The organism is Methylorubrum populi (assembly GCA_036946625.1).
GTDB classification, from domain to species: Bacteria; Pseudomonadota; Alphaproteobacteria; order Rhizobiales; family Beijerinckiaceae; genus Methylobacterium; species Methylobacterium populi_C.
This window is the reverse complement of record JAQIIU010000001.1, coordinates 282,238-307,772: the sequence shown is the minus strand read 5'-3', so window position 1 is coordinate 307,772 and position 25,535 is coordinate 282,238. Positions and strand designations below refer to the sequence as shown.

At 70.3% G+C, this 25,535-nt stretch carries 26 protein-coding genes; 17 read left to right on the top strand and 9 right to left on the bottom strand.

Annotated features, from left to right (window positions below):
* Positions 1–18 precede the first annotated feature (18 nt).
* The 12 genes from PGN25_01520 to PGN25_01465 all read left to right on the top strand — a co-directional run bounded on the left by PGN25_01520 (position 19) and on the right by PGN25_01465 (position 14,568).
* Positions 19–3,093, top strand: coding sequence for an efflux RND transporter permease subunit (locus PGN25_01520; GenBank protein MEH3116327.1), 3,075 nt, complete (start codon positions 19–21; stop codon positions 3,091–3,093).
* A gap of 300 nt (positions 3,094–3,393) precedes the next feature.
* Positions 3,394–4,728, top strand: a complete 1,335-nt coding sequence (locus tag PGN25_01515) for an MFS transporter (GenBank protein MEH3116326.1) — start codon at positions 3,394–3,396, stop codon at positions 4,726–4,728.
* A gap of 117 nt (positions 4,729–4,845) precedes the next feature.
* The gene (gene cyoA, locus PGN25_01510) at positions 4,846–5,985 is read left to right on the top strand and encodes a ubiquinol oxidase subunit II (GenBank protein MEH3116325.1); all 1,140 of its coding nucleotides are present in this window, start codon (positions 4,846–4,848) and stop codon (positions 5,983–5,985) included.
* Between the two features lie 38 nt (positions 5,986–6,023).
* The gene (gene cyoB / locus PGN25_01505) at positions 6,024–8,027 is read left to right on the top strand and encodes a cytochrome o ubiquinol oxidase subunit I (GenBank protein MEH3116324.1); all 2,004 of its coding nucleotides are present in this window, start codon (positions 6,024–6,026) and stop codon (positions 8,025–8,027) included.
* 47 nt (positions 8,028–8,074) lie between these two features.
* Positions 8,075–8,683 carry a cytochrome o ubiquinol oxidase subunit III gene (gene cyoC / locus PGN25_01500; protein MEH3116323.1) on the top strand — a complete coding sequence of 203 codons (609 nt, stop codon included), beginning with the start codon at positions 8,075–8,077 and terminating at the stop codon, positions 8,681–8,683.
* Positions 8,680–9,078, top strand: coding sequence for a cytochrome o ubiquinol oxidase subunit IV (cyoD, locus tag PGN25_01495; GenBank protein ID MEH3116322.1), 399 nt, complete (start codon positions 8,680–8,682; stop codon positions 9,076–9,078). Before cyoC ends, cyoD begins: the two co-directional genes overlap by 4 nt.
* A 64-nt stretch (positions 9,079–9,142) precedes the next feature.
* Positions 9,143–9,859 (top strand): SURF1 family protein, encoded by a 717-nt coding sequence (locus PGN25_01490; GenBank protein ID MEH3116321.1) that lies wholly within the window; start codon positions 9,143–9,145, stop codon positions 9,857–9,859.
* Positions 9,860–10,207: 348 nt separating this feature from the next.
* On the top strand, positions 10,208–11,092 hold the full coding sequence (locus PGN25_01485; GenBank protein ID MEH3116320.1) for an N-acetylmuramic acid 6-phosphate etherase: 885 nt from the start codon (positions 10,208–10,210) through the stop codon (positions 11,090–11,092).
* 5 nt (positions 11,093–11,097) lie between these two features.
* A complete protein-coding gene (locus tag PGN25_01480) occupies positions 11,098–12,108 on the top strand; it encodes an SIS domain-containing protein (protein MEH3116319.1) in 1,011 nt (336 codons plus the stop codon).
* A gap of 94 nt (positions 12,109–12,202) precedes the next feature.
* Positions 12,203–13,381, top strand: coding sequence for an N-acetylglucosamine-6-phosphate deacetylase (gene nagA, locus PGN25_01475; protein MEH3116318.1), 1,179 nt, complete (start codon positions 12,203–12,205; stop codon positions 13,379–13,381).
* A 486-nt stretch (positions 13,382–13,867) separates the two neighbouring features.
* A complete protein-coding gene (locus tag PGN25_01470) occupies positions 13,868–14,116 on the top strand; it encodes a hypothetical protein (GenBank protein ID MEH3116317.1) in 249 nt (82 codons plus the stop codon).
* Positions 14,117–14,193: 77 nt separating this feature from the next.
* Positions 14,194–14,568 (top strand): PilZ domain-containing protein, encoded by a 375-nt coding sequence (locus PGN25_01465; GenBank protein MEH3116316.1) that lies wholly within the window; start codon positions 14,194–14,196, stop codon positions 14,566–14,568.
* A 15-nt stretch (positions 14,569–14,583) separates the two neighbouring features.
* Here the strand turns inward: PGN25_01465 and PGN25_01460 are convergent, their stop codons facing one another.
* A complete protein-coding gene (locus PGN25_01460) occupies positions 14,584–15,012 on the bottom strand; it encodes an HIT family protein (protein ID MEH3116315.1) in 429 nt (142 codons plus the stop codon).
* A gap of 127 nt (positions 15,013–15,139) precedes the next feature.
* Between PGN25_01460 and PGN25_01455 the strand changes: the two genes are divergently transcribed.
* Complete coding sequence (locus tag PGN25_01455) at positions 15,140–15,310, top strand: hypothetical protein (protein MEH3116314.1); 171 nt, start codon at positions 15,140–15,142, stop codon at positions 15,308–15,310.
* A gap of 28 nt (positions 15,311–15,338) precedes the next feature.
* Here the strand turns inward: PGN25_01455 and ada are convergent, their stop codons facing one another.
* Positions 15,339–16,424 carry a bifunctional DNA-binding transcriptional regulator/O6-methylguanine-DNA methyltransferase Ada gene (ada, locus tag PGN25_01450; protein ID MEH3116313.1) on the bottom strand — a complete coding sequence of 362 codons (1,086 nt, stop codon included), beginning with the start codon at positions 16,422–16,424 and terminating at the stop codon, positions 15,339–15,341.
* 28 nt (positions 16,425–16,452) lie between these two features.
* Here ada and PGN25_01445 point away from each other — a divergent pair, with 28 nt between their 5' ends.
* Complete coding sequence (locus PGN25_01445; GenBank protein ID MEH3116312.1) at positions 16,453–16,698, top strand: hypothetical protein; 246 nt, start codon at positions 16,453–16,455, stop codon at positions 16,696–16,698.
* A gap of 53 nt (positions 16,699–16,751) precedes the next feature.
* On the opposite strand, the gene PGN25_01440 is transcribed toward PGN25_01445, so the two are convergent.
* From PGN25_01440 to PGN25_01425, 4 genes are all read right to left on the bottom strand, one after another.
* On the bottom strand, positions 16,752–17,909 hold the full coding sequence (locus tag PGN25_01440; protein MEH3116311.1) for a M20 family metallopeptidase: 1,158 nt from the start codon (positions 17,907–17,909) through the stop codon (positions 16,752–16,754).
* Positions 17,906–19,138, bottom strand: coding sequence for a GNAT family N-acetyltransferase (locus tag PGN25_01435; GenBank protein MEH3116310.1), 1,233 nt, complete (start codon positions 19,136–19,138; stop codon positions 17,906–17,908). The genes PGN25_01440 and PGN25_01435 overlap by 4 nt, the downstream gene beginning before the upstream one ends.
* Before the next feature lie 119 nt (positions 19,139–19,257).
* Positions 19,258–19,731, bottom strand: coding sequence for a hypothetical protein (locus PGN25_01430; protein ID MEH3116309.1), 474 nt, complete (start codon positions 19,729–19,731; stop codon positions 19,258–19,260).
* Positions 19,709–20,206, bottom strand: coding sequence for a DUF4065 domain-containing protein (locus PGN25_01425; GenBank protein ID MEH3116308.1), 498 nt, complete (start codon positions 20,204–20,206; stop codon positions 19,709–19,711). The genes PGN25_01430 and PGN25_01425 overlap by 23 nt, the downstream gene beginning before the upstream one ends.
* Before the next feature lie 127 nt (positions 20,207–20,333).
* On the opposite strand from PGN25_01425, the gene PGN25_01420 reads away from it, so the two are divergent.
* The gene (locus PGN25_01420) at positions 20,334–21,071 is read left to right on the top strand and encodes an SOS response-associated peptidase (protein MEH3116307.1); all 738 of its coding nucleotides are present in this window, start codon (positions 20,334–20,336) and stop codon (positions 21,069–21,071) included.
* A 119-nt stretch (positions 21,072–21,190) separates the two neighbouring features.
* Here PGN25_01420 and PGN25_01415 read toward each other — a convergent pair whose 3' ends face one another.
* Positions 21,191–22,180 carry a hypothetical protein gene (locus PGN25_01415; protein ID MEH3116306.1) on the bottom strand — a complete coding sequence of 330 codons (990 nt, stop codon included), beginning with the start codon at positions 22,178–22,180 and terminating at the stop codon, positions 21,191–21,193.
* A 467-nt stretch (positions 22,181–22,647) separates the two neighbouring features.
* On the opposite strand from PGN25_01415, the gene PGN25_01410 reads away from it, so the two are divergent.
* Positions 22,648–23,946 carry a glycosyltransferase family 61 protein gene (locus PGN25_01410; GenBank protein ID MEH3116305.1) on the top strand — a complete coding sequence of 433 codons (1,299 nt, stop codon included), beginning with the start codon at positions 22,648–22,650 and terminating at the stop codon, positions 23,944–23,946.
* On the opposite strand, the gene PGN25_01405 is transcribed toward PGN25_01410, so the two are convergent.
* Entirely contained in the window at positions 23,903–24,208 is a 306-nt protein-coding gene (locus PGN25_01405) for a hypothetical protein (GenBank protein MEH3116304.1), read from the bottom strand. The two genes, PGN25_01410 and PGN25_01405, sit on opposite strands and share 44 nt — an antisense overlap.
* A 288-nt stretch (positions 24,209–24,496) precedes the next feature.
* Between PGN25_01405 and PGN25_01400 the strand changes: the two genes are divergently transcribed.
* Positions 24,497–24,730, top strand: a complete 234-nt coding sequence (locus PGN25_01400) for a hypothetical protein (GenBank protein ID MEH3116303.1) — start codon at positions 24,497–24,499, stop codon at positions 24,728–24,730.
* 159 nt (positions 24,731–24,889) lie between these two features.
* On the opposite strand, the gene PGN25_01395 is transcribed toward PGN25_01400, so the two are convergent.
* Positions 24,890–25,015 carry a hypothetical protein gene (locus PGN25_01395; GenBank protein ID MEH3116302.1) on the bottom strand — a complete coding sequence of 42 codons (126 nt, stop codon included), beginning with the start codon at positions 25,013–25,015 and terminating at the stop codon, positions 24,890–24,892.
* Between the last annotated feature and the right edge of the window lie 520 nt (positions 25,016–25,535).

The following is a 25,535-nucleotide window of genomic DNA, read 5'->3' as shown; positions in this document are numbered from 1 at the left end:
GGCAGAAGGGTTACGCCCGTGAAGGACTTCAACCTCTCCGACTGGGCGCTCGGCCACCGTTCGCTGGTCTGGTTCCTGATGCTCGTCTGCCTGGTCGCCGGCGTGATGGCCTATTCGCGGCTCGGCCGCGAGGAGGACCCGCCCTTCGCCATCAAGACCATGGTGGTCCAGGCGAGCTGGCCCGGCGCCACGATCAAGGACACCCTCGATCAGGTCACCGACCGGATCGAGAAGGAGTTGCAGCAGATCAACGCCCTCGACTACGTCAGGAGCTACACCACGCCCGGACAGGCGACGGTGTTCGTGCAGTTCCGCGACACGACGCGCAAGGAGGAGATCCAGCCCGCCTTCTACCAAGTGAGGAAGCGGCTGGGCGACATCCAGCACACCTTCCCGCAAGGGGTGCAGGGGCCGGCCTTCAACGACGAGTTCGGCGACGTCTACGGCAACGTCTACGCCTTCACCGCCGACGGCCTGACCCACCGGCAGTTGCGCGACTACGTCGAGGGCGTGCGCACCGAGATCCTCAAGGTGCCCAACATCGGCAAGACCCTGCTGATGGGCGTGCAGGGCGAGACGATCGATCTCGATTTCTCGACCCGCAAGCTCGCGGGCTACGGCATCGACATCCAGGCGCTGATCAAGGCGCTGCAATCGCAGAACGCGGTGGCCGCCTCCGGCGTGGTCCAGGCCGGCCCCGAGCGCGTCTCCCTGCGGGTGAGCGGCCAGTTCACCTCGGAAGCGTCGCTGCGCGACGTCAACCTGCGCTTCAACGACCGCTTCTTCCGCCTCGCCGACGTCGCCGAGATCTCCCGCGGCTACGAGGATCCGCCCGCGGCGATGTTCCGCGTCGGCGGCAAGCCGGCGATCGGGCTCGCCATCGCCATGCGCCCCAACGCCAACCTCCTCAAGTTCGGCGAGGATCTGAAGGCGCGCATGCACGTCGTCGAGGGCAAGCTGCCCATCGGCGTCGGCATCCACCTCGTCTCCGACCAGCCCAAGATCGTGGAGGAAGCGGTCGGCGGCTTCACCAAGGCGCTGGTCGAGGCGGTCGTCATCGTGCTGGCGGTGAGCTTCGTCAGCCTCGGGCTTCGCGCCGGCCTCGTCGTCGCGGTCTCGATCCCGCTGGTGCTCGCCATCGTCTTCGTGGTCATGCAGGTGATGGGCGTCACCCTCCAGCGCATCTCGCTCGGCGCCCTCATCATCGCGCTGGGGCTCCTCGTGGACGACGCGATGATCACCGTCGAGATGATGGTGGCCCGGCTCGAACTCGGCGACAGCCTCAAGAAGGCGGCGACCTTCGCCTACACCTCCACCGCCTTCCCGATGCTCACCGGCACGCTGGTGACGGTGGCGGGCTTCCTGCCGATCGGCTTCAACGGCTCTTCCGCCGGCGAGTACACCTACTCGCTGTTCGTGGTGATCGCCGCCTCGCTCCTGATCTCCTGGGTGGTCGCGGTGCTGTTCGCGCCGCTCATCGGCGTGACCATCCTGCCCAAGGCCATGAAGCACCATGCCGAGCGGCAGGGCCTGTTCACCCGTGCCTTCATGGCGGTGCTGCGCGTCGCGATGCGGCTGCGCTGGATCACGGTTGCGTCCTGCGTGGTCCTGATGGGTCTGGCGGTGGTCGGGATGGGGCACGTGCAGCAGCAGTTCTTCCCGTCCTCCGACCGCTCCGAGGTGCTGGTCGACCTGACGCTGCCGCAGAACGCCACCATCACCGAGACGCGGGCGCAGATGGACCGCTTCGAGGCGCATCTGAAGGGCGACCCCGACATCGAGCGCTGGAGTTCCTACGTCGGCCAGGGCGCGGTGCGCTTCTACCTGCCGCTGGACCAGCAGCTCGCCAACGCCTTCTTCGGGCAGATCGTGATCGTCACGAAGTCGCTGGAGGTCCGCGATCAGGTGATCCGGCGGCTGCTGAACATCGGCCGGCACGACTTCGTCGGCACCGACGTGCTGGTGCAGCCGCTCAATCTCGGCCCCCCCGTGGGGCGCCCGATCCAGTACCGCCTGTCCGGGCCCGACGTGCAGGAGGTGCGCCGCCTCGCGCTCAAGCTCGCCGACGTGGTCGCGGGCGACAAGCGCCTCGCCGTGCCGACCTTCGACTGGAACGAGCCCGGCAAGGTGCTGCGCGTCGAGATCCTTCAGGACAAGGCGCGCCAGCTCGGCGTCACCAGCCAGGACATCGCCGGCATCCTCAACGGCGTCGTCGGCGGTCAGGCGATCACGCAGGTGCGCGATTCGATCTACCTCGTGAACGTGGTCGGCCGGGCCCGCACCGTCGAGCGCACCTCGCTCGACACGCTCCAGAGCCTTCAGGTCGCCCTCTCCAACGGCTCGGTCGTGCCGATCCTGGCGTTTGCCAGGATCGACTACGACCTCGAACAGCCGATCGTCTGGCGCCGCAACCGGGTGCCGACGGTGACGGTGCGCACCACCATCATCGACGCGACCCAGCCTCCCACGATCGTCGCCGCCCTGAAGCCCGCCATCGACGCCTACGCGAAGGCGCTGCCGGAGGGCTACACGCTGGCGACCGGCGGCGCGGTCGAGGAGGCCGGCAAGGGCCAGGGGCCGATCGCCGCGGTGGTGCCGGTGATGCTGCTCGTCATGGCGCTGTTCCTGATGATCCAGCTCCAGAGCTTCCAGAAGCTTTTTCTGGTGTTTTCCGTCGCCCCCCTCGGCCTGATCGGCGTGGTCCCGGCGCTCCTGCTGTTCGACAAGCCGATGGGCTTCGTGGCGATCCTCGGCATCCTGGCGCTGATCGGCATCATCGTGCGCAACGCCGTGATCCTGGTGAGCCAGATCGAGGAATGCGAGGCGGAAGGGCTCGGGCCCTGGGACGCCGTGGTCGAGGCCACCCGCCACCGCATGCGGCCGATCCTGCTGACGGCGGCGGCCGCCAGCCTCGGCCTGATCCCGATCGCCCGCGAGGTGTTCTGGGGGCCGATGGCCTACGCGATGATCGGCGGCATCCTGGCGGCGACGGGGCTGACGCTCCTGTTCCTGCCCGCCCTCTATGTCGGCTGGTACCGGATCGAGGCGCCGCCGCGGGGCGCGGCGGTCGAAAGCCGCGCCGCGGGCCACTGACGGCGCCCGCCGAATCTACGGGTCCGGCTCCTCATGGGATTCGGCGGATTCGGTCTCTCGGCAGAGAGGATTCATTCCGCCGACCGGGCTGGGGCCGGATCCATCATGCCGTTCACGCGCATCGGCCCGCGTCATGCGCGCGTAAACGTACCATCCCTGCCCTGATCGCATGGCCGGCCTGTGCGGCCTGTTGCGACGCCAAAATCCCTTTTCGTCTGTCAACCCATCCGCTAGGCACGTGCCGAACGCCGCGGCAAGGCGGCGGCTTCGATGCACCTTCAGGCGAGCCGGCTGCCCGCGATGACCACCGACCACGCCACGGCCCATTCCCATCCGCTGGAGCGCGATGCGCAGGCGGCGATGAGTCATCACGACGTCCACCCGAACGACATCGCGCTCGGCGTGGTGATCGGCCGGGCGTCGGAATATTTCGACTTCTTCGTGTTCGGCATCGCCTCGGTGCTGGTGTTCCCGAAGGTGTTCTTCCCCTTCGCCGAGCCGCTCACGGGCACGCTGTACGCCTTCGCCATCTTCGCGCTCGCCTTCGTCGCCCGCCCGCTCGGGTCGATCTTCTTCATGTGGATCCACAAGCGGCACGGGCGCGGGGTGAAGCTCACCCTCGCCCTGTTCCTGCTCGGCGGCTCGACCGCCGCGATCAGCTTCCTGCCGAGCTACGACTCGATCGGCGCCGTCGCCATCGAGCTGCTCGCGGTGCTGCGCGTGGCGCAGGGCTTCGCGCTCGGCGGCGCCTGGGACGGGATGGCCTCGCTGCTGGCCCTCAACGCCCCCCGGGAGCGCCGCGGCTGGTACGCGATGATCCCGCAGCTCGGCGCGCCGATCGGCTTCATGGTGGCGAGCGCCCTGTTCGCCTTTTTCGTCGTCAACCTCACCGAGGCCGACTTCACCGATTGGGGCTGGCGCTTCCCCTTCTTCTGCGCCTTCACCATCAACGTCGTGGCCCTGTTCGCCCGTCTCCGGCTCGTCGCGACGCCGGAATTCACCCGGCTCCTCGACAAGGGCCGCCTGGAGCCCGTCGGCATCGTCGACCTCGCCCGCCATCACGCGCTCGACGTGTGGATCGGCGCCTTCGTGCCGCTGGCGAGCTTCGCCCTGTTCCACCTCGTGACGATCTTCCCGATCGCCTGGCTCGCCCTGTCGAGCGACCGCTCGGCGGGCGACTTCCTGATGGTGCAGTTCTCCGGCGCCATGGTCTGCGCCGGCGCGGTGGCCGCCTCGGGCCTGATCGCCGACCGGATCGGACGGCGCAACGTGCTGCTCGTCAGCGCCGGGCTGATCGCCGTGTTCGCCTGCGGCAGCATCCTGGCGCCGCTGATCTTCGGCGAGAACGCCATCGGCCAGACCATCTACGTCAATATCGGCTTCATGCTGCTCGGCCTGTCCTACGGTCAGACCGCCGGCGCCGTGACCTCGCGGCTCGGCGCGCGCTACCGCTACACCGGCGCGGCGCTCACCTCCGACCTCGCTTGGCTGTTCGGCGCGGGGTTCGCGCCCCTCGTGGTGCTGTACCTCTCCACCGAGTACGGCCTCGCCATGGTCGGCGTGTATCTGCTCTCGGGTGCGCTGGCGACGCTGCTCGCGCTCGCCCTCGACCGCTCCGAGATGCGCCAGATGTGATTGCCTGAGGCCCCCGCGGGCGGATCGTCCGTCCGCGCGGGCCCCTGAGAGAACCGAACCGTCGCCGTGCGGGAAGAGTCCCGCGCGGCCCTTGCGATGGAACGAAGATTCGTGGCCATGACCGCCGACCGTTCACCGAGCGCCCGTTCCGGGGCCGGCTCCGCGCGCCGGATCCTGCGGGGTCTCGTCCTGCTGCCCCTGTTCGGCCTGCTCGCCGGCTGCAACCTCGTGGTGATGCAGCCCTCCGGCGACATCGCCGTGCAGCAGCGCAACCTCGTCGTGGCGTCCACGGGCCTGATGCTGCTGATCATCGTGCCGGTGATCGTGCTGACCCTCCTGTTCGCGTGGCGCTACCGCGCCTCGAACACGGCCGCCCGCCACGACCCCGACTGGGACCACTCGACCGCGCTCGAAGTGGTGATCTGGACCGCGCCGCTGCTGATCATCATCGCGCTCGGCGCGCTCACCTGGATCAGCACCCACACCCTCGACCCGTTCCGGCCGCTCGCGCGCATCGAGCCCGGCAAGCCGGTGGCGGCGGAGGTGAAGCCGCTGGAGGTGCAGGTCGTCGCCCTCGATTGGAAGTGGCTGTTCTTCTATCCCGAGTACAACGTCGCGACCGTCAACGAGCTGGCCGCGCCGGTGAACCGGCCGATCAACTTCAAGATCACCGCCTCCTCGGTGATGAACGCCTTCTACGTCCCCGCGCTCGCCGGCATGATCTACGCCATGCCCGGCATGCAGACGCAGCTCCACGCGGTGATCAACCGGGCGGGCGAGTACGACGGCCTGTCCTCGCACTACAGCGGCAGCGGCTTCTCGCGCATGACGTTCAAGTTCCACGGGCTCGACGGCGACGGCTTCGACCGGTGGATCGCCAAAGCGAAGCAGCAGGGTTCGGACCTGAGCCGCGATGCCTATCTCGAGCTCGAGCGCCCGAGCGAGCGGGTGCCGGTGACCTACTATTCCTCGTTCAGCGACGGGCTCTTCGGCAGGATCGTCGGCATGTGCGTCGTTCCCGGCAAGATGTGCATGCACGAGATGATGGCCATCGACGCCAAGGGCGGCGCCGGCAAGGAGAGCCGGGAGAACGCCGAGCGGCTCAGTTACGACAACCGCCACACGCAGCGCGGCGACGAGGCACCGGGGGCGACGACGCCGGCCTCGCACCGCGCGCCCAAGAGCGAGTCGCCCGACGCCAAGGACCACGAGGGGAGCGGCCAGGACCACGTCGCTCCCGACCAGACCAACGACTGATCCGTCGCCGCATCAGGATTCACGGACGAGTTCGACCCATGTTCGCAAACACGGACCTGCAGCACCTGCTGTTCGGGCGCCTCTCCCTGGAGGACATCCCGTACCACGAGCCGATCCTGCAAGTGACCTTCGCAGGGGTGGCGGCGGCGGGAATCGCGGTGCTCGCCGCGATCACCTATTTCCGCTTCTGGGGCCCGCTCTGGCGCGACTGGCTGACCTCGGTCGATCACAAGAAGATCGGCATCATGTACGTCGTCCTGGCGCTCGTGATGCTCCTGCGGGGCTTCGCCGACGCGCTGCTGATGCGCACGCAGCAGGCGATCGCCTTCGGCGCCAACGAGGGCTACCTGCCGCCGCACCACTACGACCAGATCTTCACCGCCCACGGCGTGATCATGATCTTCTTCGTGGCGATGCCCTTCGTCACCGGCCTGATGAACTACGTCGTGCCGCTGCAGATCGGCGCCCGCGACGTCGCCTTCCCGTTCCTGAACAACTTCTCGCTCTGGATGACGGTCTCGGGCGCGGTCACCGTGATGATCTCGCTGTTCGTCGGCGAGTTCGCCCGCACCGGCTGGCTCGCCTACCCGCCGCTGTCGGGCGCGGACATGAGCCCGGGCGTCGGCGTCGACTACTACATCTGGGGCCTTCAGATCGCGGGGATCGGCACGACGCTCTCAGGCATCAACCTGGTCGCGACCATCGTGAAGATGCGCGCGCCCGGCATGTCGATGATGAAGCTGCCGGTCTTCACCTGGACCTCGCTGTGCACCAACGTGCTCATCGTGGCCGCCTTCCCGATCCTGGGCGCGGTCCTCGCGCTGCTGACCCTCGACCGCTACGTCGGCACGCACTTCTTCACGAACGACCTCGGCGGCAATCCGATGATGTACTTCAACCTCATCTGGATCTGGGGCCACCCGGAGGTCTACATCCTCATCCTGCCGGCCTTCGGCGTGTTCTCCGAGGTGACCTCGGCCTTCTGCGGCAAGCGCCTGTTCGGCTACACCTCGATGGTCTACGCCACCGTCGTCATCACGATACTGTCCTACCTCGTGTGGCTGCACCACTTCTTCACGATGGGCTCGGGCGCCAGCGTGAACTCGTTCTTCGGCATCACGACGATGATCATCTCGATCCCGACGGGTGCGAAGATCTTCAACTGGCTGTTCACGATGTATCGCGGCCGGATCCGTTTCGACGTGCCGATGCTGTGGACGGTCAGCTTCATGGTCACCTTCGTCATCGGCGGCATGACCGGCGTGCTGCTCGCCGTGCCCCCGGCCGACTTCGTGCTCCACAACTCGCTGTTCCTGATCGCGCATTTCCACAACGTGATCATCGGCGGCGTGCTGTTCGGCATGTTCGCCGGCGTGAACTACTGGTTCCCGAAGGCCTTCGGCTTCAAGCTCGACCCGTTCTGGGGCAAGGTCAGCTTCTGGTTCTGGACCGTCGGCTTCTACGTCGCCTTCATGCCGCTCTACGTGCTGGGGCTGATGGGCGTGACCCGCCGCGCCCAGCATTTCGACGACCCCTCGCTCCAGATCTGGTTCGTCGCCGCCGCCATCGGCGCCGGCCTGATCGCGCTCGGCATCGGCGCGATGATCGTCCAGTTCGCGGTCTCGATCAAAAACCGCGAGGCTTTGCGCGACGTCACCGGCGATCCGTGGGAAGGCCGGACGCTCGAATGGTCCACCTCCTCGCCGCCGCCGGACTACAACTTCGCCTTCACGCCCGTGGTGCATAACCTCGACGCGTGGTGGGAGATGAAGGCCCGCGGCTTCAAGCGTCCGCTCGAGGGCTACAAGCCGATCCACATGCCCAGGAACACCGCCACCGGCGTGATCCTCGGCGTGATCAGCATCGCCTTCTCGTTCGCGATGATCTGGTACATCTGGTGGCTCGCGGCCCTCACCTTCGCGGCGACGCTGGCCGTCGCGATCGGCCATACCTTCAACTACGACCGCGACTTCTACATCCCCGCCGACACGGTCACCCGCACCGAGACGCGGCGGACCGAGGCGCTGGCGGCGCGGGTCTGAGCAGCATCATGGCAACGCACGCGTCCCACACCCTCGTCGGCGTCCGGATGTCCGGTGCCGACGCGCCGGACTTCCTCGATCTCGAAGGCGAGCATCACCCGGAAGGGAGCACGATGCTCGGCTTCTGGATCTACCTGATGAGCGACTGCCTCATCTTCGCGGTCCTGTTCGCCACCTACGCCGTGCTCGGCCGCAGCTACGCGGCCGGGCCCTCGCCCAAGGACCTGTTCGATCTGCCGATCGTGGCGGTGAACACGTCGATGCTGCTGTTCTCCTCCATCACCTACGGCTTCGCCATGCTGGCGATGGAGAAGGACGACCTCGCCAGGACCCAACTCTGGCTCGCGGTCACCGGCCTGTTCGGCGCGGCCTTCGTCGGGCTCGAACTGTGGGAGTTCTCCCACCTGATCCACGAGGGCGCCACGCCCCAGCGCAGCGGCTTCCTGTCCGCGTTCTTCACCCTGGTCGGAACCCACGGCCTGCACGTCACCTTCGGCCTGATCTGGCTCGTCACGCTGATGGTCCAGACCCGCCTGCGCGGCCTCGGCCCCGAGAACAGGCGCCGGCTGATGTGCCTGTCGATGTTCTGGCACTTCCTCGACGTCATCTGGATCGGCGTCTTCACCTTCGTGTACCTGATGGGAGTCCTGCAATGAGCGGGGCAGCGCACGCCGACGATCACGGGCACGGACATGACCATGGTCACGGGCGGGACGCCCACGGCCACGGCTCGTTCAAGGATTACGTCACGGGCTTCGTGCTCTCGGTCATCCTGACGGCGATCCCGTTCTGGCTGGTGATGGGCAATGTCCTCGACGACAAGCTCGCCACCGGCGTCGTCGTCCTCGGGCTGGCCTTCGTGCAGATCGTGGTCCACATGATCTACTTCCTGCACATGAACACGAAGTCCGAGGGCGGCTGGACCTTCATGGCGCTGATCTTCACGGTCACCCTCGTGGTCATCACCCTGTGCGGGTCGATCTGGGTCATGCACCACCTCAACACCAACATGATGCCGGTCTCGGCCGAGGAGATGCGTCACGCCCCCTGACGCGCCCTCCCGCCCGTCCGCCGCTCCGGCGGCCGGGCGGCGGCGCCCGCGCCTCGCCGCGACGATGCGCCGGATCCTCCTGGCGGCGGCGGGGCTCGCCCTGACCGGCCTCTTCCTCGGTCTCGGCACGTGGCAGGTCGAGCGCCGCGCCTGGAAGCGCGACCTGATCGACCGCGTCGAGACGCGCATCCACGCCGAGCCCGTCCCGGCGCCGGGACCGGAGGACTGGGCCGGCCTGACCGGGCCTTCCGCCGGGTACCGCCGGGTCCGGCTCGCCGGCCGCTTCGCCTACGACCGCGCCACCCTGGTCCAGGCCCTGAGCGAGCGCGGCGCCGGGTTCTGGGTGCTGGTGCCCCTCGCCACCGACCGCGGCTTCACCGTCCTGGTCAATCGCGGCTTCGTGCCGACGGAGGCGCGCGAGCGCGCCGACCGCGCCGCGGGCGAGCCGGAGGGGACGGTCACCGTCACCGGCCTGCTGCGCCCGACCGAGCCCGGCGGCGGCTTCCTGCGCCGCAACGACCCGGCCGCCGGGCGCTGGTACTCCCGCGACGTCGCCGCCATCGCCGCCGCCCGCGGCCTCGACCGGGCGCCCGCCGCGGTCGCGCCCTACTTCGTCGATGCCGACGCCACGCCCAATCCCGGCGGCCTGCCGGTCGGCGGCCTCACCGTGGTGGCCTTCCGCAACAACCACCTCGTCTACGCCCTGACGTGGTACGCGCTCGCGCTGATGACGACGGGCGCCCTCGTCTACGCCCTGCGGCGCCCACGTCCCGCCCTCTGAGCGGCGCGTCCGGGCTGCTTCCGGTTTGTCTGAAAGAGGCTTTTCCGCGCGCGCTGCGACGGAACGGTCCCGGTGGTTACCCGCCGCGCCACGACGTGATGAGGCTGGTCGACGGTCCCGCCGCCGGGGCGCTGGCGGAGCTGGCCCGCGAGCGCTGGCGCCGCGCCACCGGCGAGACGCTTTGGCCCGATCCGATCCATCGCGGGGTCCGCGGGCCGCGGTTTGCGGGAGCCGGCGGAACCGGGCCGGGGATGCGCTCTTTCGAAGATGCGGGGCCGCTGCATCGCGCCTCGCGGAAACGGACAGGGACGCGCGCGGCATGAGGCGGGAGGCATGAGAACCGAGGGCATGAGAACCGAGGACGCCAGCGCCCGCTACGTCGATCTCGACGCCTGGGGCGGGCCCGACATCCTCCAGGCCCTGTGGGAGGGCCAGCTCGCGGCCGTCGCCGCGGTGGGGCCGTCCCTGCCGGCGATCGACGCGGCGGCGCGGGCCGCCGAGCCGGGCCTGCGCGAGGGCGGGCGGCTGGTCTATGCCGGGGCGGGCACCTCGGCCCGGATCGGCGTGCAGGACGGGGCGGAACTGCCGCCGACCTTCGACTGGCCGGAGGAGCGGCTCGGATTCGCCATCGCCGGCGGGGAGGGCGCCCTCTTGCGCGCCGTGGAGGATGCCGAGGATTCCGGCGCCGACGGCGCCGCCTGGATCGCCCGCGCGGACATCGGTTGCCGCGACGTCGTGGTGGGGCTGGCCGCCAGCGGCACCACGCCGTTCACGGTCCAGGCGCTGAAGGCCGCCCGCGACCGCGGCGCCGTCACCGTCGGCGTCAGCAACAACCCCGAGGCGCCGATCCTGCGCGAGGCCGCCCACGGCATCCTCGCCGCCACGGGGGCGGAGGTGCTGGCCGGCTCCACCCGCCTGAAGGCGGGCACCGCGCAGAAGGTGATCCTCAACCTGTTCTCGACGCTTCTGATGATCCGGCTGGGCCGGGTCTATCGCGGGCGGATGGTGGCGATGCGCGCGACGAACCGGAAGCTGCGCGCCCGGGGCGTGGCCATGGTCGGCGAACTCGCCGCCTGCGACGCCGAGACCGCCGAGGCGGCGCTGGCGCGGGCCGACGGCGACATCAAGCGCGCGGTGCTGATCGCGGGCGGCACGAGCCCGGCCCGGGCCGACGACCTCCTCCTGCGCCACGACGGCAGCCTGCGCCGGGCGCTCGACGAGACGGGGCCGTGAGCCGCATGACGACCACTTCGATGGCGAGCGAGATCGCCGAGATCCCCGCCGCCGCGGAACGCCTCCTGAAGGCAGGGGAGGCAGCGCGGATCGCCGCAACGCTGACTGCCGAAAAGTTTCCGTTCGTGGTGGTGTGCGGGCGGGGCAGTTCCGGCCATGCCGGGGTCCACCTGCGCTACCTGATCGAGACGCGCCTCGGCCTGCCCGTCTCGGCCGCCGCGCCCTCCGTGGTCACGGGCTACGAGCGGCCGCCGCGGGTGGCGGGGGCGCTCTTCATCGTCGTCTCGCAATCGGGCCGCTCGCCCGACCTCGTGGCGGCGACGCAGGCCGCCCGGGCCGGCGGCGCGCTCACCCTCGCCCTCGTCAACGATCCCGATTCCCCCGCCGCGGGGGCGAGCGATCTCGTCCTGCCGATCCTGGCCGGGCCGGAGCGGGCGGTCGCCGCGACCAAGACCGTGACGAACTCGCTGGTGGCCGGCGCGGCGCTCGTGGCGGCCTGGGCCGGCGACCGGGCCCTCGGCGACGGCCTCGCCGCTCTGCCCGAGCGCCTCGGCCGGGCGCTCGCCCTCGACTGGGCCGCCTGGAGCGCGGATCTGGCGGACGCGCCGGCGGCCTTCGTCACCGGGCGCGGCCACGGGCTCGGGCCGGTGCGGGAGATCGCGCTCAAGCTCGGCGAGACCCTGCGCCTGCCCGCCCTCGGCTTCTCCGCAGCGGAATTGCGCCACGGCCCGCGCGCCTCGGTCTCCGCCGCCACGCCGGTCCTGGCCCTGCGCCAGGCCGACCCGCTCGCCGAGGGCGTCGATGCCCTGTTGCGCGACCTCTCCGGCGACGGCATGCGGGTCCATGCCTGCGGCGGGCCGCTCGGCCGCCTGCCCTGGATCGGCGACGGCCACCCGGCCTGCGATCCCGTCGCCATGCTGGTGCCGGCCTACCGCGCCATCGAGGCGGAGGCGCGCCGCCGCGGTCTCGACCCGGACAAGCCGGCCGGCCTCACCAAGGTCACGGAGACGCTGTGATGCCGAAGGGTTTCGAAAGGGCGAGCCCTTTCGCGGGTCCAGGGCGGAGCCCTGGGAGGACATCGGGGCTCTGCCCCGATACCCCGCCAAAGGGATGATCCCTTTGGGATCCCGGGATCATCAGGCGCTCGCGGCCGAGTGGGTCTTCGACGGGGAGCGCCTCTGGCGCGACCGGACCGTCGTGCTGCGCGATCGCCGGATCGCCGATCTCACCGCCGATCCGCCCGCGGACCTGCCGGTCACCCGCCTGCCGGCGGGTGCGATCCTGGCGCCGGGCTTCGTCGACCTTCAGGTCAACGGCGGCGGCGGGGTGCTGCTCAACGACGATCCGAGCGTGGACGCCATCGCCCGGATCGCGGCGGCGCATCGGCGCGGCGGCACCACCGCCCTGCTGCCGACCCTCGTCACCGACACGCGCCCCGCGATCCGGGCGGCGATCGAGGGCGTCGCGGCGGCGATTCGCGCGGGCGTGCCCGGCATCCTCGGCATCCACCTCGAAGGGCCCTTCCTGAGCCCGCAGCGGATCGGCATCCACGACCCCGCCCGGCTCGCCGATTTCGGCCCCGGCGATGCCGAGCTGCTGACCGGACTGGGCCCGCGCGGCCTCACCCTGGTGACGCTCGCCCCCGAGCGGGTGCCGCCCGGCGCGGTGGCCGATCTCGTCGCCCGCGGCGCCCGGATCTGCGCCGGGCACACCGCCGACCCCGGCCCGGCGATCCGCCGGGCGATGGCCGAGGGACTCACCGGCTTCACCCACCTGTTCAACGCGATGTCGCAGATCGGCCCGCGCGAGCCCGGCGCCGTCGGCGTGGCGCTGTGCGAGCCGGAAGCCTTCGCCGGCCTCATCGCCGACGGCCACCATGTCGGCGACGACCAGCTCCGGCTGGCCCTGCGGCTCAAGGGGCGCGACCGGCTGATGCTCGTCACCGACGCGATGCCCCCGGTCGGCGACCCGCGCCCGGACGCCGCCTTCACCCTGTTCGGCCGACGGATCGTCCGCCAGGGCGACCGCCTCACCGGCGCGGACGGCACGCTGGCCGGCGCGGCGATCACCATGGCGCAGGCCGTGCGCCACATGCGCACGCGCGGCGGCGCCTCCGTCGAGGAGGCCCTGGCGATGGCCTCCCTGACGCCGGCCCGCTTCCTCGGGCTCGACGCACGGCTCGGCCGGATCGCCCCCGGCCACGCCGCCGACCTCGTCGCGCTGTCCGCCGATCTGACGGTGCTCGCCACCTGGACGGGCGCTCGGATCGGCGGGGAACAAGCCCCCTGAGCCGCGGGCCGCCCCCTCACGGCGTCCGGGGAGATCGACGCGGGAAGCGGCGAGCCGCGCGGGAACGGGCCGCAGGGCTTCACCCCCATGGCGCTCATCGATCACGCCGTCCGCCTCGCCGCCGCGATCCGTAACACCCCGACCGAGGAGCCCGATTGCCGGGCGGACGCGTCGCCCCTGCCGGTCTGATACGACATCCGGTTGATGACCTCGGCCTCTCCTGTGTCATTGCGAGGCGAAGCCGTGGCCATCCAGGGCGCGACCTTTCCGGACATGTCGCGCCCTGGATCGCTTCGCGGCCGCTCGCGATGACGGCGTGGGGCGAAACCCTGAAGCGATCGATCGGAAACGGTCTGACCGGGACCGCCGGACCCCCACCCGCGAAACGCCACCCGCCATGACCTGCGGGCGGGCGGACAGACACAAACCCGACCGATTGTCGGGCTAACCCGTCGTCCGAGGGTGCGGCGATGCGGAGGATGTCCGATGCGAAGCTACAACCTGTTCCGCCGACGGGGCAGGGAGGCGCTCTTCTGCGCCGTTCCGGAGAGTTGCGCCGTGCCGCGCTTCGTCGGCGGCCGCCGCTGGACCTTCGGCGGCCGGATCGACGGCAGCGCCAGCCCTCCGCCCGGCTTCGACGACCGCGCCGCGGCCACCGCCGTGCGCTTCAACGGCTTCTACCTGTTCCAGTGCCTCGACGAGCGCGGGGCGGAGCGCCCGGCCGGAGGCGCCTGAGCGGGTTCTCCGTCGAGCATTCCTTAACGGCCGCCATGGCATACGGGGACGATGTCAGGCGGGCCGGAGCACCGATCATGATCAGCGAGAGGCGCCAGGAGGTCCGCAAGCGGACCTTCCTCAAGGGGCGGATCCTCTTCAACAAGGGTGCGTCCAGCATGGACTGCCTCGTGCGCGACTTCTCGGAGGCGGGCGCCCGGCTGGAACTCAGCCAGACCAACGCCCTGCCGGACGCGTTCGACCTCTACATCCCGCAGAAGGAGGCGACGCTCCGCTCGAACCTGCGCTGGCGCCGGGACGACGCCGTGGGCGTCGCCTTCGAGGCGCAGCAGCAGCCCGCCGCGCCCGAACCGCCGGTCGCCGCCCTGCTGCGCCGGATCGCCGAGCTGGAAGCCGAGAACGCGGCCCTGCGCTCGGCCGTCGCCGCGATGGGCGCGGCGCCGACGGTCTGATCGCACCCACCCCGTTCAGGCGTCGTCCAGCGCCGCCCGGATGCGCGCGGCGTGCTCGGCGAGCACGGCGTTGTCGGCCATGCCGCCCTCGTGGCGCTTCAGCGGCACGCCGTCATGGCGCGGCACGAGGTGGAAGTGCAGGTGGAACACCGTCTGCCCGCCGGCCGGCTCGTTGTACTGGAACAGCGTCAGCCCATCCGCCGCGAAGGCCGCCTTCACCGCGCGGCCGACCCGCTGCACCGTGTCGATCAGGGCGGCGAGCGTCTTCGGCTCCGCATCGAGCAGCCCGCGCGAGGGGGCCTTGGGGATCACCAGGGTGTGGCCCTCGCCCTGGGGCATCACGTCCATGAAGGCGAGGCTGTGCTCGTCCTCGTAGACCCTGTGCGCGGGAATCTCCCCGCGCAGAATCTTTCCGAAGACGTTGTCCGGATCGTAAGGCGTCATCGCGCGGCGGCTCCCGTTTCGTGCGGCAGGTTGCACGGGCGGCCTCGCCCCGGCAACCGCGACGGTTGCGGCGCGTTGACGACCCCGCGAAGACGGCGAAGCTTGCCGCCGCCGCAGGGAACGGGACATGGCCGAGACCGCGGGGGCGATCTACACGGCGGCGGGCGCCAACCTCGCCATCGCGGCGGCGAAGTTCGTCGGGGCCTCTCTCACCGGCTCCACCGCGATGCTGGCCGAGGGCGCGCACGCCGCCGCCGGGCTCGGCCCGGCCCCGCCCGGTTCGGCCGTGCCGGCCTGACGCGCCGCGCATCGTCCCGGACGAGGCGCTACCGCTTCACCCCCTCGCGGGCGAGCAGTTCCGCCTTGCGCGCCGTGCCCCAGCGGTAGCCGGAGAGCGCCCCGTCCGAGCGCACCACCCGGTGGCAGGGGATCGCCACCGCGATCCGGTTGGCGCCGCAGGCCATGGCCACCGCACGCACCGCCGCCGGCTCGCCGATGGCGCGGGCGATCTCGGCATAGGTCGCGGTGGCGCCCGCCGGGATGCGGCGCAGGGCCTGCCAGACCCGTTGCTGGAAGGCGGTGCCGCCGATGTCGAGCGGCAGGTCGAAGGCGGCCCCCGGCGCCTCGACGAGGCGCACGACCTGCGCCACCGTCGCCGCGAAATCCGCTTCTCCGGCCACGATCTCCGCCCGCGGGAAGCGCGCCCCGAGTTCGCCCCGGAGCGCGTCCGCCGCGTCGCCGAGCAGGATCGCGCAGAGGCCCCGCGCGGTCGCGGCCACCAGCACGAGGCCGAGCGCGCAGGGGCTCGTCGCGAAGACGATCCGCTCGCCCGCGCCGCCCCGGCGGTAGGCCGACGGGCTCATGCCGAGCCGCTCGGCGGCGCCGGCGTAGAACCGGCTCGGCGCGCCGTAGCCGGCGGCGTAGACGCTCTCCGTCACGGTGCGGCCCTGCGCGAGGCTGTCGGCGGCCCGCCCCGCCCGGTGGGCCTGCGCATAGGCCCGGGGCGTCACGCCGGTGACCGCCTTGAAGATCCGGTGGAAGTGGAACGGGCTCAAGGACGCCGCGCGGGCGAGCGCGTCGAGGGAGGGCGGCGTCTCGGCCGCCGCGATCAGCCGGCAGGCGCGGGTCACGGCCTCGGCGTGGCGTTCGGAGGCCGCGGCCTCGTCCGGCCGGCAGCGGCGGCAGGGCCGGAAGCCGGCCCGTTCCGCCTCGGCGATGCCGGCGTGGAAGCTGAGGTTCTCCGGCCGCGCCGCCCGCGACGGGCAGCTCGGCCGGCAATAGACGCCCGTGGAGCGCACGGCATAGACGAAGCGCCCGTCGAAGCCGGCGTCGCGCGCCGCGACCGCCGCGCGCATTCGTGCCTCGGTGAGCGGGGATTCATGGGACGGGACGGTCTCGGGTTCGGCGAGCATGGGGCTCCTCCGGGGGAAAGGGGATGCGGTGACCCTGACCGGATGGCGCGGGGCGCGCATCCCGTTCCTTGCTGCCGAAACCGAACGACGCCGTGTCGATCGTGTGAAAAGGCGTCCACTGGATGGCTTCGGTCTCTCCTCGTCATGGCGAGGCGAAGCCGAAGCCATCCAGTCCGCGACCTCTCCGGAAAGGTCGCGCCGCTGGACCGCTTCGCTGACGCTCGCGATGACGGAGTCCGGCAAAGTCCGAAGCGATCGACAGCAAACCGTATGAAAAGGCGTCCGATCCGCCCGGGGCCCCTCTCCTCGCATGCCGGGGTCGTCGCGTCACGCCGCCGCGCGCCGCTCCACCATCCGCGCCAGATAGGCGGCGCCCAGCGGGATCAGGCTGTCGTCGAAGTCGAAGCCGGCATTGTGCAGGCCCGGCCCCGGCGTGGCGCCGAGCCAGGCATAGGCGCCGGGCACCGCCGCGACCATGTCGGCGAAATCCTCGCTGCCCATGCGCGGCACGGTGTTCGCCTCGACCTTTTCGGAGCCGAACAGCTCGGTCGCGACCTCGACCGCGGCCGCCGCCTGCTCGGGGTGATTGTCGAGCACCGAGAACACGTCGCGCAGGTCCACCTCGATGGCGGCGCCGTAGGCCGCGGCGAAGCCCGCCGCCAGTTCGCGGATGCGGGTGGCGATCAGCCGGCGCAGATCCGCGTCGAAGGTGCGCACGGTGCCGGTCAGATGGGCGCCCTCGGGAATGACGTTGTAGGCCGCGCCCGCATGGATCTGCGTGATCGAGACGACCGCGGATTTCAGCGGATCGCTGTTGCGGCTGACGATCGACTGCATCGCCTGCGCCAGCCCCGTGGCGACCACGATCGGGTCGATGCCCTGGTGCGGCATCGCCGCGTGCGCGCCGCGGCCGGTGATGCGGATGTCGAAGAAATCGGCCGCCGCCATGATCGGGCCGGGTCGCACCTGAAGCACGCCGTGCGGCCCGTGCGGCGCGTTGTGGAGCGCGTAGATCTCGTCGACGGGGAACCTTTCGAACAGGCCGTCGGCGATCATGGCGCGGGCTCCCCCCAAGCCCTCCTCCGCCGGCTGGAACACGAACACGGCGGTGCCGTCGAAGTCGCGGGTCTCGGCGAGGTAGCGGGCGGCGCCGAGCAGCATGGTGGTGTGCCCGTCATGCCCGCAGGCGTGCATCTTGCCGGGCACGGTCGAGCGGTAGGGGAGGTTGGTCTCCTCGGTGATCGGCAGGGCGTCCATGTCGGCGCGAAGCCCGATCCGGCGCTGGCCCGGGCGGCCCCGGAGCACGCCGACCACGCCGGTCTTGCCCAGGCCCCGGTGCACCTCGATGCCGAACCTCTCCAGGTGCTCGGCGACGACGCCCGAGGTGCGGGTCTCCTCGAAGCCGAGCTCGGGATGGGCGTGGAGATCCCGCCGCAGGGCGGTCAATTCGTCCGCGAAAGCGCGGATACGGTCGATCGGGCTCATGCTTCGGGCTCCTCGCAGCTCTGGCGGAACGGCGACATCCGCTCGTACGCGGCGATCGCCGCGTGGACATGGCCGCGCTCCCGCCCCAGGTATTCCGACACCGCGCGGGCCAGCGCCGGATCGGCGATGTCGTGGGCCGAGTGCATCGGCACCGGGCGGTAGCCGCGGGCGATCTTGTGCTCGCCCTGCGCGCCCGCCTCGACCCGCTTCAGCCTGCGGTGAATCGCAAAATCGATGGCCTGATAGTAGCACACCTCGAAATGCAGGAAGGGGTGATCCTCGATGCAGCCCCAGTTGCGCCCGTAGAGCGCGACGTCGCCGATGAAGTTGATGGCGCCGGCGATCGGCGTCTCCCGGTTTTCGGCCCCGTTCCGGGCGATGACGAGCAGGATGCGATCCGCCATCCGCTCGCCGATCAGCGAGAAGAACTTTCGGTTGAGGTAGGGCCGGCCCCATTTGCGGGCGCCGGTGTCCTGATAGAACGCGTAGAACGCGTCCCAATCGGCTTCGGTGATGTCGGCGCCGGTCTTGCGCGCGACCGTGATGCCTGCGCTCAGGGCCTCGCGCCGCTCCCGCTTGATCGCCTTGCGCTTGCGCGAGGCGAGCGCCCCCAGGAAGTCGTCGAAGGTGGCGTAGCCCCGGTTCTCCCAGTGGAACTGCTGGTCCATCCGCGGCAGCATTCCCAGCGCTTCCGCCTGCTCGGCCTCGCGCCCGCGCATGAAGGTGACGTGGATCGAGGAAGCCTCCGTCTGGCCCCGCAGGGCGCGAAGCCCGGCGACGATCGCGGCCGCGGCGGTGTCGGGATCTTCCCCCGGGGCGATCAGGAAGCGGGGGCCCGTCACGGGCGTGAAGGGCACGCTGACCTGGAGCTTCGGGTAGTAGCTGCCCCCGGCCCGCTCGTAGGCGTCGGCCCAGCCGTGGTCGAACACGTACTCGCCCTGGCTGTGGGACTTGAGATAGCAGGGCGCGGCCCCGACGAGTTTTCCCGCGCGCTCGACGCGCACGTGCAGCGGCAGCCAGCCGGTGCGGCGGGAGACGCACGCCGATTCCTCCAGCGCCGAGAGGAAGGCGTGGCAGGTGAACGGGTTGAAGGTCTCGTCGCCGGCGCTCAGCGTCTCGGGGGAGGTGGCGAGCGCGTCCCACTCGGCCGCGTCGAACCGGGCCATGCCCGGCACGGCGCGCACCTGCAGGACGGGCTCGGGAGCGGTCGCCGTCGCGGGGGTGGTCATGGGCGCCAAGGTAGGGCGCTCGGGCGCGGATGTGGATACCGGTTCGGCGCATGCGGGTTGCGACAAAACGGGAGCCGGGGCGCTGGGGAGCTCTGCTGCAAAATGGAACCCGGTCAGGCTCAGCCCGGATACACCTGATGCAGCCGATCCAAAAACACAAGAAAGAAGGCGCTCTTGCATCGAAAGCCATGCACTCGCGCTTCGTTGGTAACCCGTAGCTCGAACCACGTCAGGTCAGGGCTGATGTTATCCAGTTCGGGAGCAGCCGGCAAAACAGCCCTGTCCTTATGAACTGTGTAGCCGAGGCCTGTCTTGCTGCCGACCTTGCCTCCTGTTTTGTATATTTCGATCCATCTAAATTGAGTTATTTTGCGACAAAATGCGCTAAATGCTCTGAGCTGATCGGCATCCCATTCCGATAGACACTGATGCTCATGGCGATAGTATTTTAGATTGATGTAGGCCGTGTCGTCATCCGAATTTTCTGATAGGCTCAGCAGCGCAGCTTCTCGGATTTTTAGATTTACATTTTTGTCTTCGCTGTTTTTTGACTGCTGTTTTGCAACTTTATCAAGCAGTTTCCGCCGTGACATTCTCATTCTTCTCAGCCTGATTATACAAATCTCTATAATAAATTGACATTACGTTCTTGCGAATCGGCTTGTTTGATCTAGCCTCTGGCGGCAAGCCCTTGCGAGCCTCAATCCAGGGCTGTTCGGCATGAGTCATGCTTTCGAGATGCTTCGCCGAAAAATCGCCATAAGTTGCCAGAATGGAGGAAAGAAAGTCATCCATCTCTCTGTCCATCACGGGCATGACTTTGGGGGGAGGCAAAGCATCCCAGCCTGCTCCGCGATATGTCTGATAAACGGACTCGGCCACGGGACCATGCGCCCAGGCCTGCAACTCCTCATCGAACAATGGCTCATCACGAAGGGCAAGCGACCAAGCCTGTGCATAATAGACAAGCTTTTGAAGCTTCAGGTGCGTGATCGAGTCGCCGGCATCCCGGTCGATGTTGCCGAGAAACCAAGCCGCGATGTCGGTTGCTTGGTAGGGCGCTGACATGGGTCCATCCTCCGATCAGCCGTATATAGGAACGGGCTGCGAACACCCAATCAAAATTTCGAGTTGACCTAAGGCCAAGACTCCGCGCCGCTTGATCCCGCTCTGCCGCCGCGCCCATATCGCACCCATGTGCGGGCGCTTCTTCATCGGCCGGCCGCCGGAGGTCTACCGCGCCTTCTACGGCTACCCCGAGCAGCCGAACTTTCCCGGCCGCTTCAACGTGGCGCCGACCCAGCCGGTGCCCGTGGTGGTGCGCGAGGGCGGCGAGCGGCGTTTCCGGCTGATGCGCTGGGGCCTGTGGCCGGCTTGGCTCAAGGACCCGTCGGGCTTTCCCGTCCTGTTCAACGCCCGGATCGAGACGGCGGCCGGGAAGCCGGCCTTTCGCGGGGCGCTGCGCCGCCGCCGCTGCGTCTTCCTCGCCGACGGTTTCTACGAGTGGCGCCGCGACGGGACGGGCAAGGCCGCGACGAAGACGCCGTTCGCCGTGCGCCGGGCGGACGGGGCGCCGATGGCGCTCGCCGGCCTGTGGGAGCCCTGGATGGGGGCGGACGGCGCGGAGGTCGACACCGCTTCCATCGTCACCTGCTCGGCCAACGGCAGCCTGAGCGCGATCCACGAGCGCATGCCGGCGATCCTGGCGCCGGAGGCGATCGAGCCGTGGCTCGACGCGTCGGTGGACGCGCCCGAGGCGGCCCGCCTCTGCCGGCCCTGCCCCGACGACTGGCTGCGGCTCGATCCCGTCGGCGACCGGGTCAACAGCGTGCGCAACGACGACGCCGGCCTGCCCGAGCCGGTGGCGCCGGCGCGACCTGCCGAGCAAGAGGCTCCGGCGAAGGCGGAGGCCGTGCAGGGCGAGCTGTTCTGAGACCGTTTCCGTCATGGCGAGGCCAAACCATCCGGGGCACCGCCCGATCCGGAGAGGTCGCGCCGCTGGATCGCGGCGCTGACGGAGAGGCGAGACCGGCTTGAGGCCTCCCGTCGTCGTCAGTCCGCCGTGCCGCCCACCGCCGCCTCCCCGAACCGTTCGGCGGCGTAATCCTCGAGGTCGAACCGGTCGTCGGGCACGCGGAACATGAAGCGCTCGGCGATCTCGGTCAGCACGATGTCGGGCCGGACCCGTTCCACGTAGGTCCAGTCGATCGACGCGCTCCAGACGAAGTGCACCTCGGCAAACGTCTCGGCGAGCATGATCGTCAGCATCAGCGGCGCGAAGTGCGAATAGGAATCGCCGAACAGGACGAGGCGCCGCCGGTCCCGCGCCGTCCCGTTGCGGTAGATCACGTGCGAGCCGACATGGAGCGTGTCGGCCCGGCCCGCCGCCTCCCGCGCCGCCACGACGGGGCTGGCATAGGCGCGCACCGCGTCGCGCTGGATGTCGTGGATGAGCGCCTGTTCGGTCCGGGGCGGGTCGAACCGGCCGCCGAGATCGCCGGACATCTCGGTCTCGCGGGCGCCGCGCCCGGCGAGGTCGGGGCAGGGCGCGGCGCGCACGCTGCGGCAGATCTCGCGATAGGCGAGGTGGCAGCCGGCGAAGGTCCAGTGGCTGTCGGTGCGGTAGAACAGGTTTTCGCGGTCGCGCGCGCGCCGCATCGGTTCGACGAGATCGACGCAGACCCGCCGCAGGGCGCGCGTGGTGCGCCGATCCCCGATCCGCGCCCCGATCCACGCGAGCGGGCGGCGGCGCGGCAGGCCGTGGACCAGGCGGCGGGCGGGCGAGAGGCGGTGGTCGAGCGCGATCCCGTCGACGAAGGTCTCGTAGATGCAGAGCTTTTCCGGGACGACGACGTGGCGGTAGGCGATGCCGAGCCCGCGCGCCTTTTCCGCACGGGCGACGACGAGCCGGCGCCACAGCTCGGTCTGGTGGGCCATGAAGCCCGATTCGTTGAACTGGGCGATGACGTTGTTGCTGCCGGCGACGACGAACAGCCAGCCGTCCTTGCCGACATGGATGTGATCGGTCGCCGCGTCCGACACCAGATTCGATCCTTCCTCGGGCGTCCCGAGCGGTCGTGAACACGGTGCCGTGCCTCGGCGCACCCACCGCCGACGGCCCGTGGCTCCCCTACAGGTCCGGAGCGGTTCAAAGCAACCGGCGGCCGAAGGGGCCGGTGCCAGGGCCATCGCTCGAAGCCGCGTGAGCGGTTTCGCGGCGCCAAGGGACACGACCAAGAGCGCCGCGCGGAGCGGGCTTTTCAGGACGTTCGTCCTGAAAAGCGTCGAGCAGAGCGAAAGCCTGAGCCCGCGGACGCGGGCGCCGGCGTCCGAGGCTTGCAAAAAACCCCAGGGCCATCGCTTGAAGCGATGGCCCTGGGGCCGGTGCGGAGAAGGCAGGCCCCGGCCGCGGCGATGTGCTACCCGCTTCCCCGATCCCGAGGGCTGCGCCGGGACGGCAGTGCAAGAGGGCCAAGGGCTTGCGGACGATGGGCTTGCGGACGACGGGTTTGCAGGAGACGGACGAAGCCGCGGCGCTCGCCCGGCTGATCGAGGACAACCTCGTCCTCACCTGCGACGCGGACCGGCTCTATCGCGATGGCGGTTTCGCGGGCGAGCCCGCGCTGCTCGACCGGCTGCGGCGGCGGGTGAGCCCGACCACGCGGGTGCTCGGCACGGTGTTTTCCGGATGTCCCGGCTTCGTGCCGAAGCCGCCGCAGCTCTTCGGCGGCGATGCCGCCTTCCGGGCGAAGCAGGGCGCGGCGCTCGCCGCCCCGCGCCCGCCGGGGCCGCCGGCGCTGCTGTGCGAGACGCGCGACGTCCGGCTTTCGGGCAACGCGCTCTACGCGATCGAGGACGGCCGGCCGCAGGTGCTGTTCGAGACCTACCGGCCGCAGGAGCGGCACGTGGTGGCCGGGCCCGGCCCCGACTTTTCGCATGCCGACGAGACGGTCGGGGAGGAGGGCGGGCTCGTCTTCCTCCTCAACTCGGCGGGCTCGTTCAATTACGGGCACTGGCTGATCGACGACCTGCCTCGCCTGCGCGCGCTGGCGCTGCTGCGCCGGCATCATCCGGGCGTGCCGGTCACGGTGGCGCTGGTCGGCTATTTCCCGCATCTCGACGCGGCCCGGCGGCGTTCGATCGCGCTGCTCCTCGGCAACGGGTCCGGCGTCTCGGTCCGCTTCCTCGACCGGGACAGGAGCTACCGCTTCGCGCGCCTGCACCACGTCACGCCCTGCAGCCTGCCGAGCACGGGAAAATCGCCGGAGGCGCTGCGCTTCCTCGCCGACCGGGTGCGGGCGCAAACGCGCCTGCCGCGCTGGCTCGCCGGGGTGAAGGCCCTCGCGCGGGGCGGCGCGGGGCGGCGCCTGTTCGTCGACCGGCATCCGGGGCGGGGCCGGGCGCTCGCCAACCGCGAGGCGGTGCTCGCCCTGCTGCGCGGCCTCGGCTTCGAGGCGTTCGACCCGGAACTCGCCAGCGTGCGGCAGCAGGCGGTGCGGTTCGCGCGGGCCGAGTTCGTGGTCGGCATCGCCGGGGCGGGCATGGCCAACACGGTGTTCTGCGCGCCCGGCACCCCGATCCTCCACCTCGTGCCCGAGGGCTGGGAGGACCCGTTCTACGCCGAACTCGCGGCGGCCCGCGGCGGGGATTACCGCGCGGTGTTCGGCCCGCGCACGGCCTCGGATTGGCCCGTGCACCTGCACGACTTCTCCGTCGAGCCCGCCGATCTGGCGGCGGCGCTCGCGGGGGCCGGCCTGAGGCGGGTCAGTGCGCCCGGGCCCGCGGCGCCCGGATCGGGTGCCGGCTGATCGAGCCGGTGGCCTCGGGCTGCTTCGGCTCGATGCCGCCGGTCGTGCCCATCACCGTGAGCGGCTCGCGCGGGGCGACGGCGTAGCCCTGCCCGTCGAGCGGACTCGCGGTGTAACCGAGGCTCGCCGCGGCCGGCGGCGACATCGGCGCCGGGAGGGCCGCCTGGGCCAGGGCGCTTTGGGTCAGCGCGCCGCCGGCGGCGAGGCCGAGGGTCGCGAAGGTGGCAGCGAAGACGGCGGAGCGGGAAAGACGAGAGGTCATGGGGGGTGTGCCTCCTGGCAGGCGTCAGCGGGATGTCGGAGGCGGGAGCCCGCCGCGTGCGGGCCCCGCTCTCCGGCTGCAGGAGACATGGGTTGTCATGGTGCGCCGCGAAGTGCGCAGGGGCACATCGTTGTGCGGCGCAATATAATGCATCGCTCCGAGGGCGGCCTCCGGCTTTCGAAACGATGCGCCAAGTCTCTGACACAACCTCAGATTGATGAGTTCGGCCTGTCCTGTGTCATTGCGAGGCGAAGCCGTGGCCATCCAGGGCGCGATCCGATGACAACGGTGACGCCATTGATCCTCCTGTCGAAGGCCGACAGGGAAGCAGATCACGTCTCGCCAGGAACCCCGACCGACTCAGAGCGGTCGGGCATAGGGGCCATCGACGAGATCGCGCACGAAGTGGGCGAAGTCGCCCCGGCAGCGCCGCTCGGTGACCTTGACCACCCGTTGCCCGGCCAGCGGATCGAAGGCGATGAACAGGTTGGCGGTGCCGCGGCGGATATATCGCTGTCGTAGCGCGCCGGCCGCCCGCGCCGGACGGGCCGGGGCTGACGCACCTCACCGATCAATTGCAGGCTGGTCTCGTCCAGGCACACCAGCGGGCGGCGCGGCTCGACGGGACGCTGGTAGACGTTCAGAACGTCTTCCATGTGGCTCACGAACGCCGCCGACTGCTCAGGCGGGATGCACCACATCTTGCGCAGATGCGGCTTGAGCTGGTTTTTTCCCCAAGGTCCGCCGGATCGTCTCGCGGCTCAGGCGGGGCCGCTCTTCCAGCGCGACCACCTCGTCGACGAGCAATCGCAGGCTCCAGCGCCCGCGCACTTGCGGCGGGGTCGAGCAGGCCAGCGCAACCAGCCGCGCCTTGCCCGCCCCGTCCAGCTTGCGTTCGTAGAGCGGCTCGACGGCTTGGGATGCAAGGCCGCCTCAAGCCCTTCCTCGACGAAGCGCCGCCGCACCCGCTCCACGTTTCGCACGCTCACCCGCACGGCGTCCGCCACCTGCGCGTCGGTCCAGCCGGGTCTCCGCGGCATCCGTCAGCAGAAATCCGCGCATGGCCCAGTCTGCGTGCCGCGGCTTTGCCCCGCGAGATCAGACGATCCAGAGCGGACCGCTCCTCAACCGTGAGCGTCACTCGATAGCGTTTGTGCATGGCAGCCTCCTGCCCTCAACCGACAGGACAATCGCCACACCAACTCCACTCCGCAAGATGGCTACAGCACTGGCGCTTCATCGGACGCGGTATCCGAAGGGGCGTGTTGAACATACCTGTTGAACAGGTAGGCTCCGAATCACCCTTCAAAATCAGATGCTCGTTGCG

Bases quoted from the DNA above. Each gene is read 5' to 3' on its own strand.
- PGN25_01515 (MEH3116326.1), top strand. From the start codon at position 3,394: ATGACCACCGACCACGCCACGGCCCATTCCCATCCGCTGGAGCGCGAT.
- cyoA (MEH3116325.1), top strand. From the start codon at position 4,846: ATGACCGCCGACCGTTCACCGAGCGCCCGTTCCGGGGCCGGCTCCGCG.
- cyoB (MEH3116324.1), top strand. From the start codon at position 6,024: ATGTTCGCAAACACGGACCTGCAGCACCTGCTGTTCGGGCGCCTCTCC.
- cyoC (MEH3116323.1), top strand. From the start codon at position 8,075: ATGTCCGGTGCCGACGCGCCGGACTTCCTCGATCTCGAAGGCGAGCAT.
- cyoD (MEH3116322.1), top strand. From the start codon at position 8,680: ATGAGCGGGGCAGCGCACGCCGACGATCACGGGCACGGACATGACCAT.
- PGN25_01490 (MEH3116321.1), top strand. From the start codon at position 9,143: ATGCGCCGGATCCTCCTGGCGGCGGCGGGGCTCGCCCTGACCGGCCTC.
- PGN25_01485 (MEH3116320.1), top strand. From the start codon at position 10,208: ATGAGAACCGAGGACGCCAGCGCCCGCTACGTCGATCTCGACGCCTGG.
- PGN25_01480 (MEH3116319.1), top strand. From the start codon at position 11,098: ATGACGACCACTTCGATGGCGAGCGAGATCGCCGAGATCCCCGCCGCC.
- nagA (MEH3116318.1), top strand. From the start codon at position 12,203: ATGATCCCTTTGGGATCCCGGGATCATCAGGCGCTCGCGGCCGAGTGG.
- PGN25_01470 (MEH3116317.1), top strand. From the start codon at position 13,868: ATGCGAAGCTACAACCTGTTCCGCCGACGGGGCAGGGAGGCGCTCTTC.
- PGN25_01465 (MEH3116316.1), top strand. From the start codon at position 14,194: ATGATCAGCGAGAGGCGCCAGGAGGTCCGCAAGCGGACCTTCCTCAAG.
- PGN25_01460 (MEH3116315.1), bottom strand. From the start codon at position 15,012: ATGACGCCTTACGATCCGGACAACGTCTTCGGAAAGATTCTGCGCGGG.
- PGN25_01455 (MEH3116314.1), top strand. From the start codon at position 15,140: ATGGCCGAGACCGCGGGGGCGATCTACACGGCGGCGGGCGCCAACCTC.
- ada (MEH3116313.1), bottom strand. From the start codon at position 16,424: ATGCTCGCCGAACCCGAGACCGTCCCGTCCCATGAATCCCCGCTCACC.
- PGN25_01440 (MEH3116311.1), bottom strand. From the start codon at position 17,909: ATGAGCCCGATCGACCGTATCCGCGCTTTCGCGGACGAATTGACCGCC.
- PGN25_01435 (MEH3116310.1), bottom strand. From the start codon at position 19,138: ATGACCACCCCCGCGACGGCGACCGCTCCCGAGCCCGTCCTGCAGGTG.
- PGN25_01430 (MEH3116309.1), bottom strand. From the start codon at position 19,731: ATGTCACGGCGGAAACTGCTTGATAAAGTTGCAAAACAGCAGTCAAAA.
- PGN25_01425 (MEH3116308.1), bottom strand. From the start codon at position 20,206: ATGTCAGCGCCCTACCAAGCAACCGACATCGCGGCTTGGTTTCTCGGC.
- PGN25_01420 (MEH3116307.1), top strand. From the start codon at position 20,334: ATGTGCGGGCGCTTCTTCATCGGCCGGCCGCCGGAGGTCTACCGCGCC.
- PGN25_01405 (MEH3116304.1), bottom strand. From the start codon at position 24,208: ATGACCTCTCGTCTTTCCCGCTCCGCCGTCTTCGCTGCCACCTTCGCG.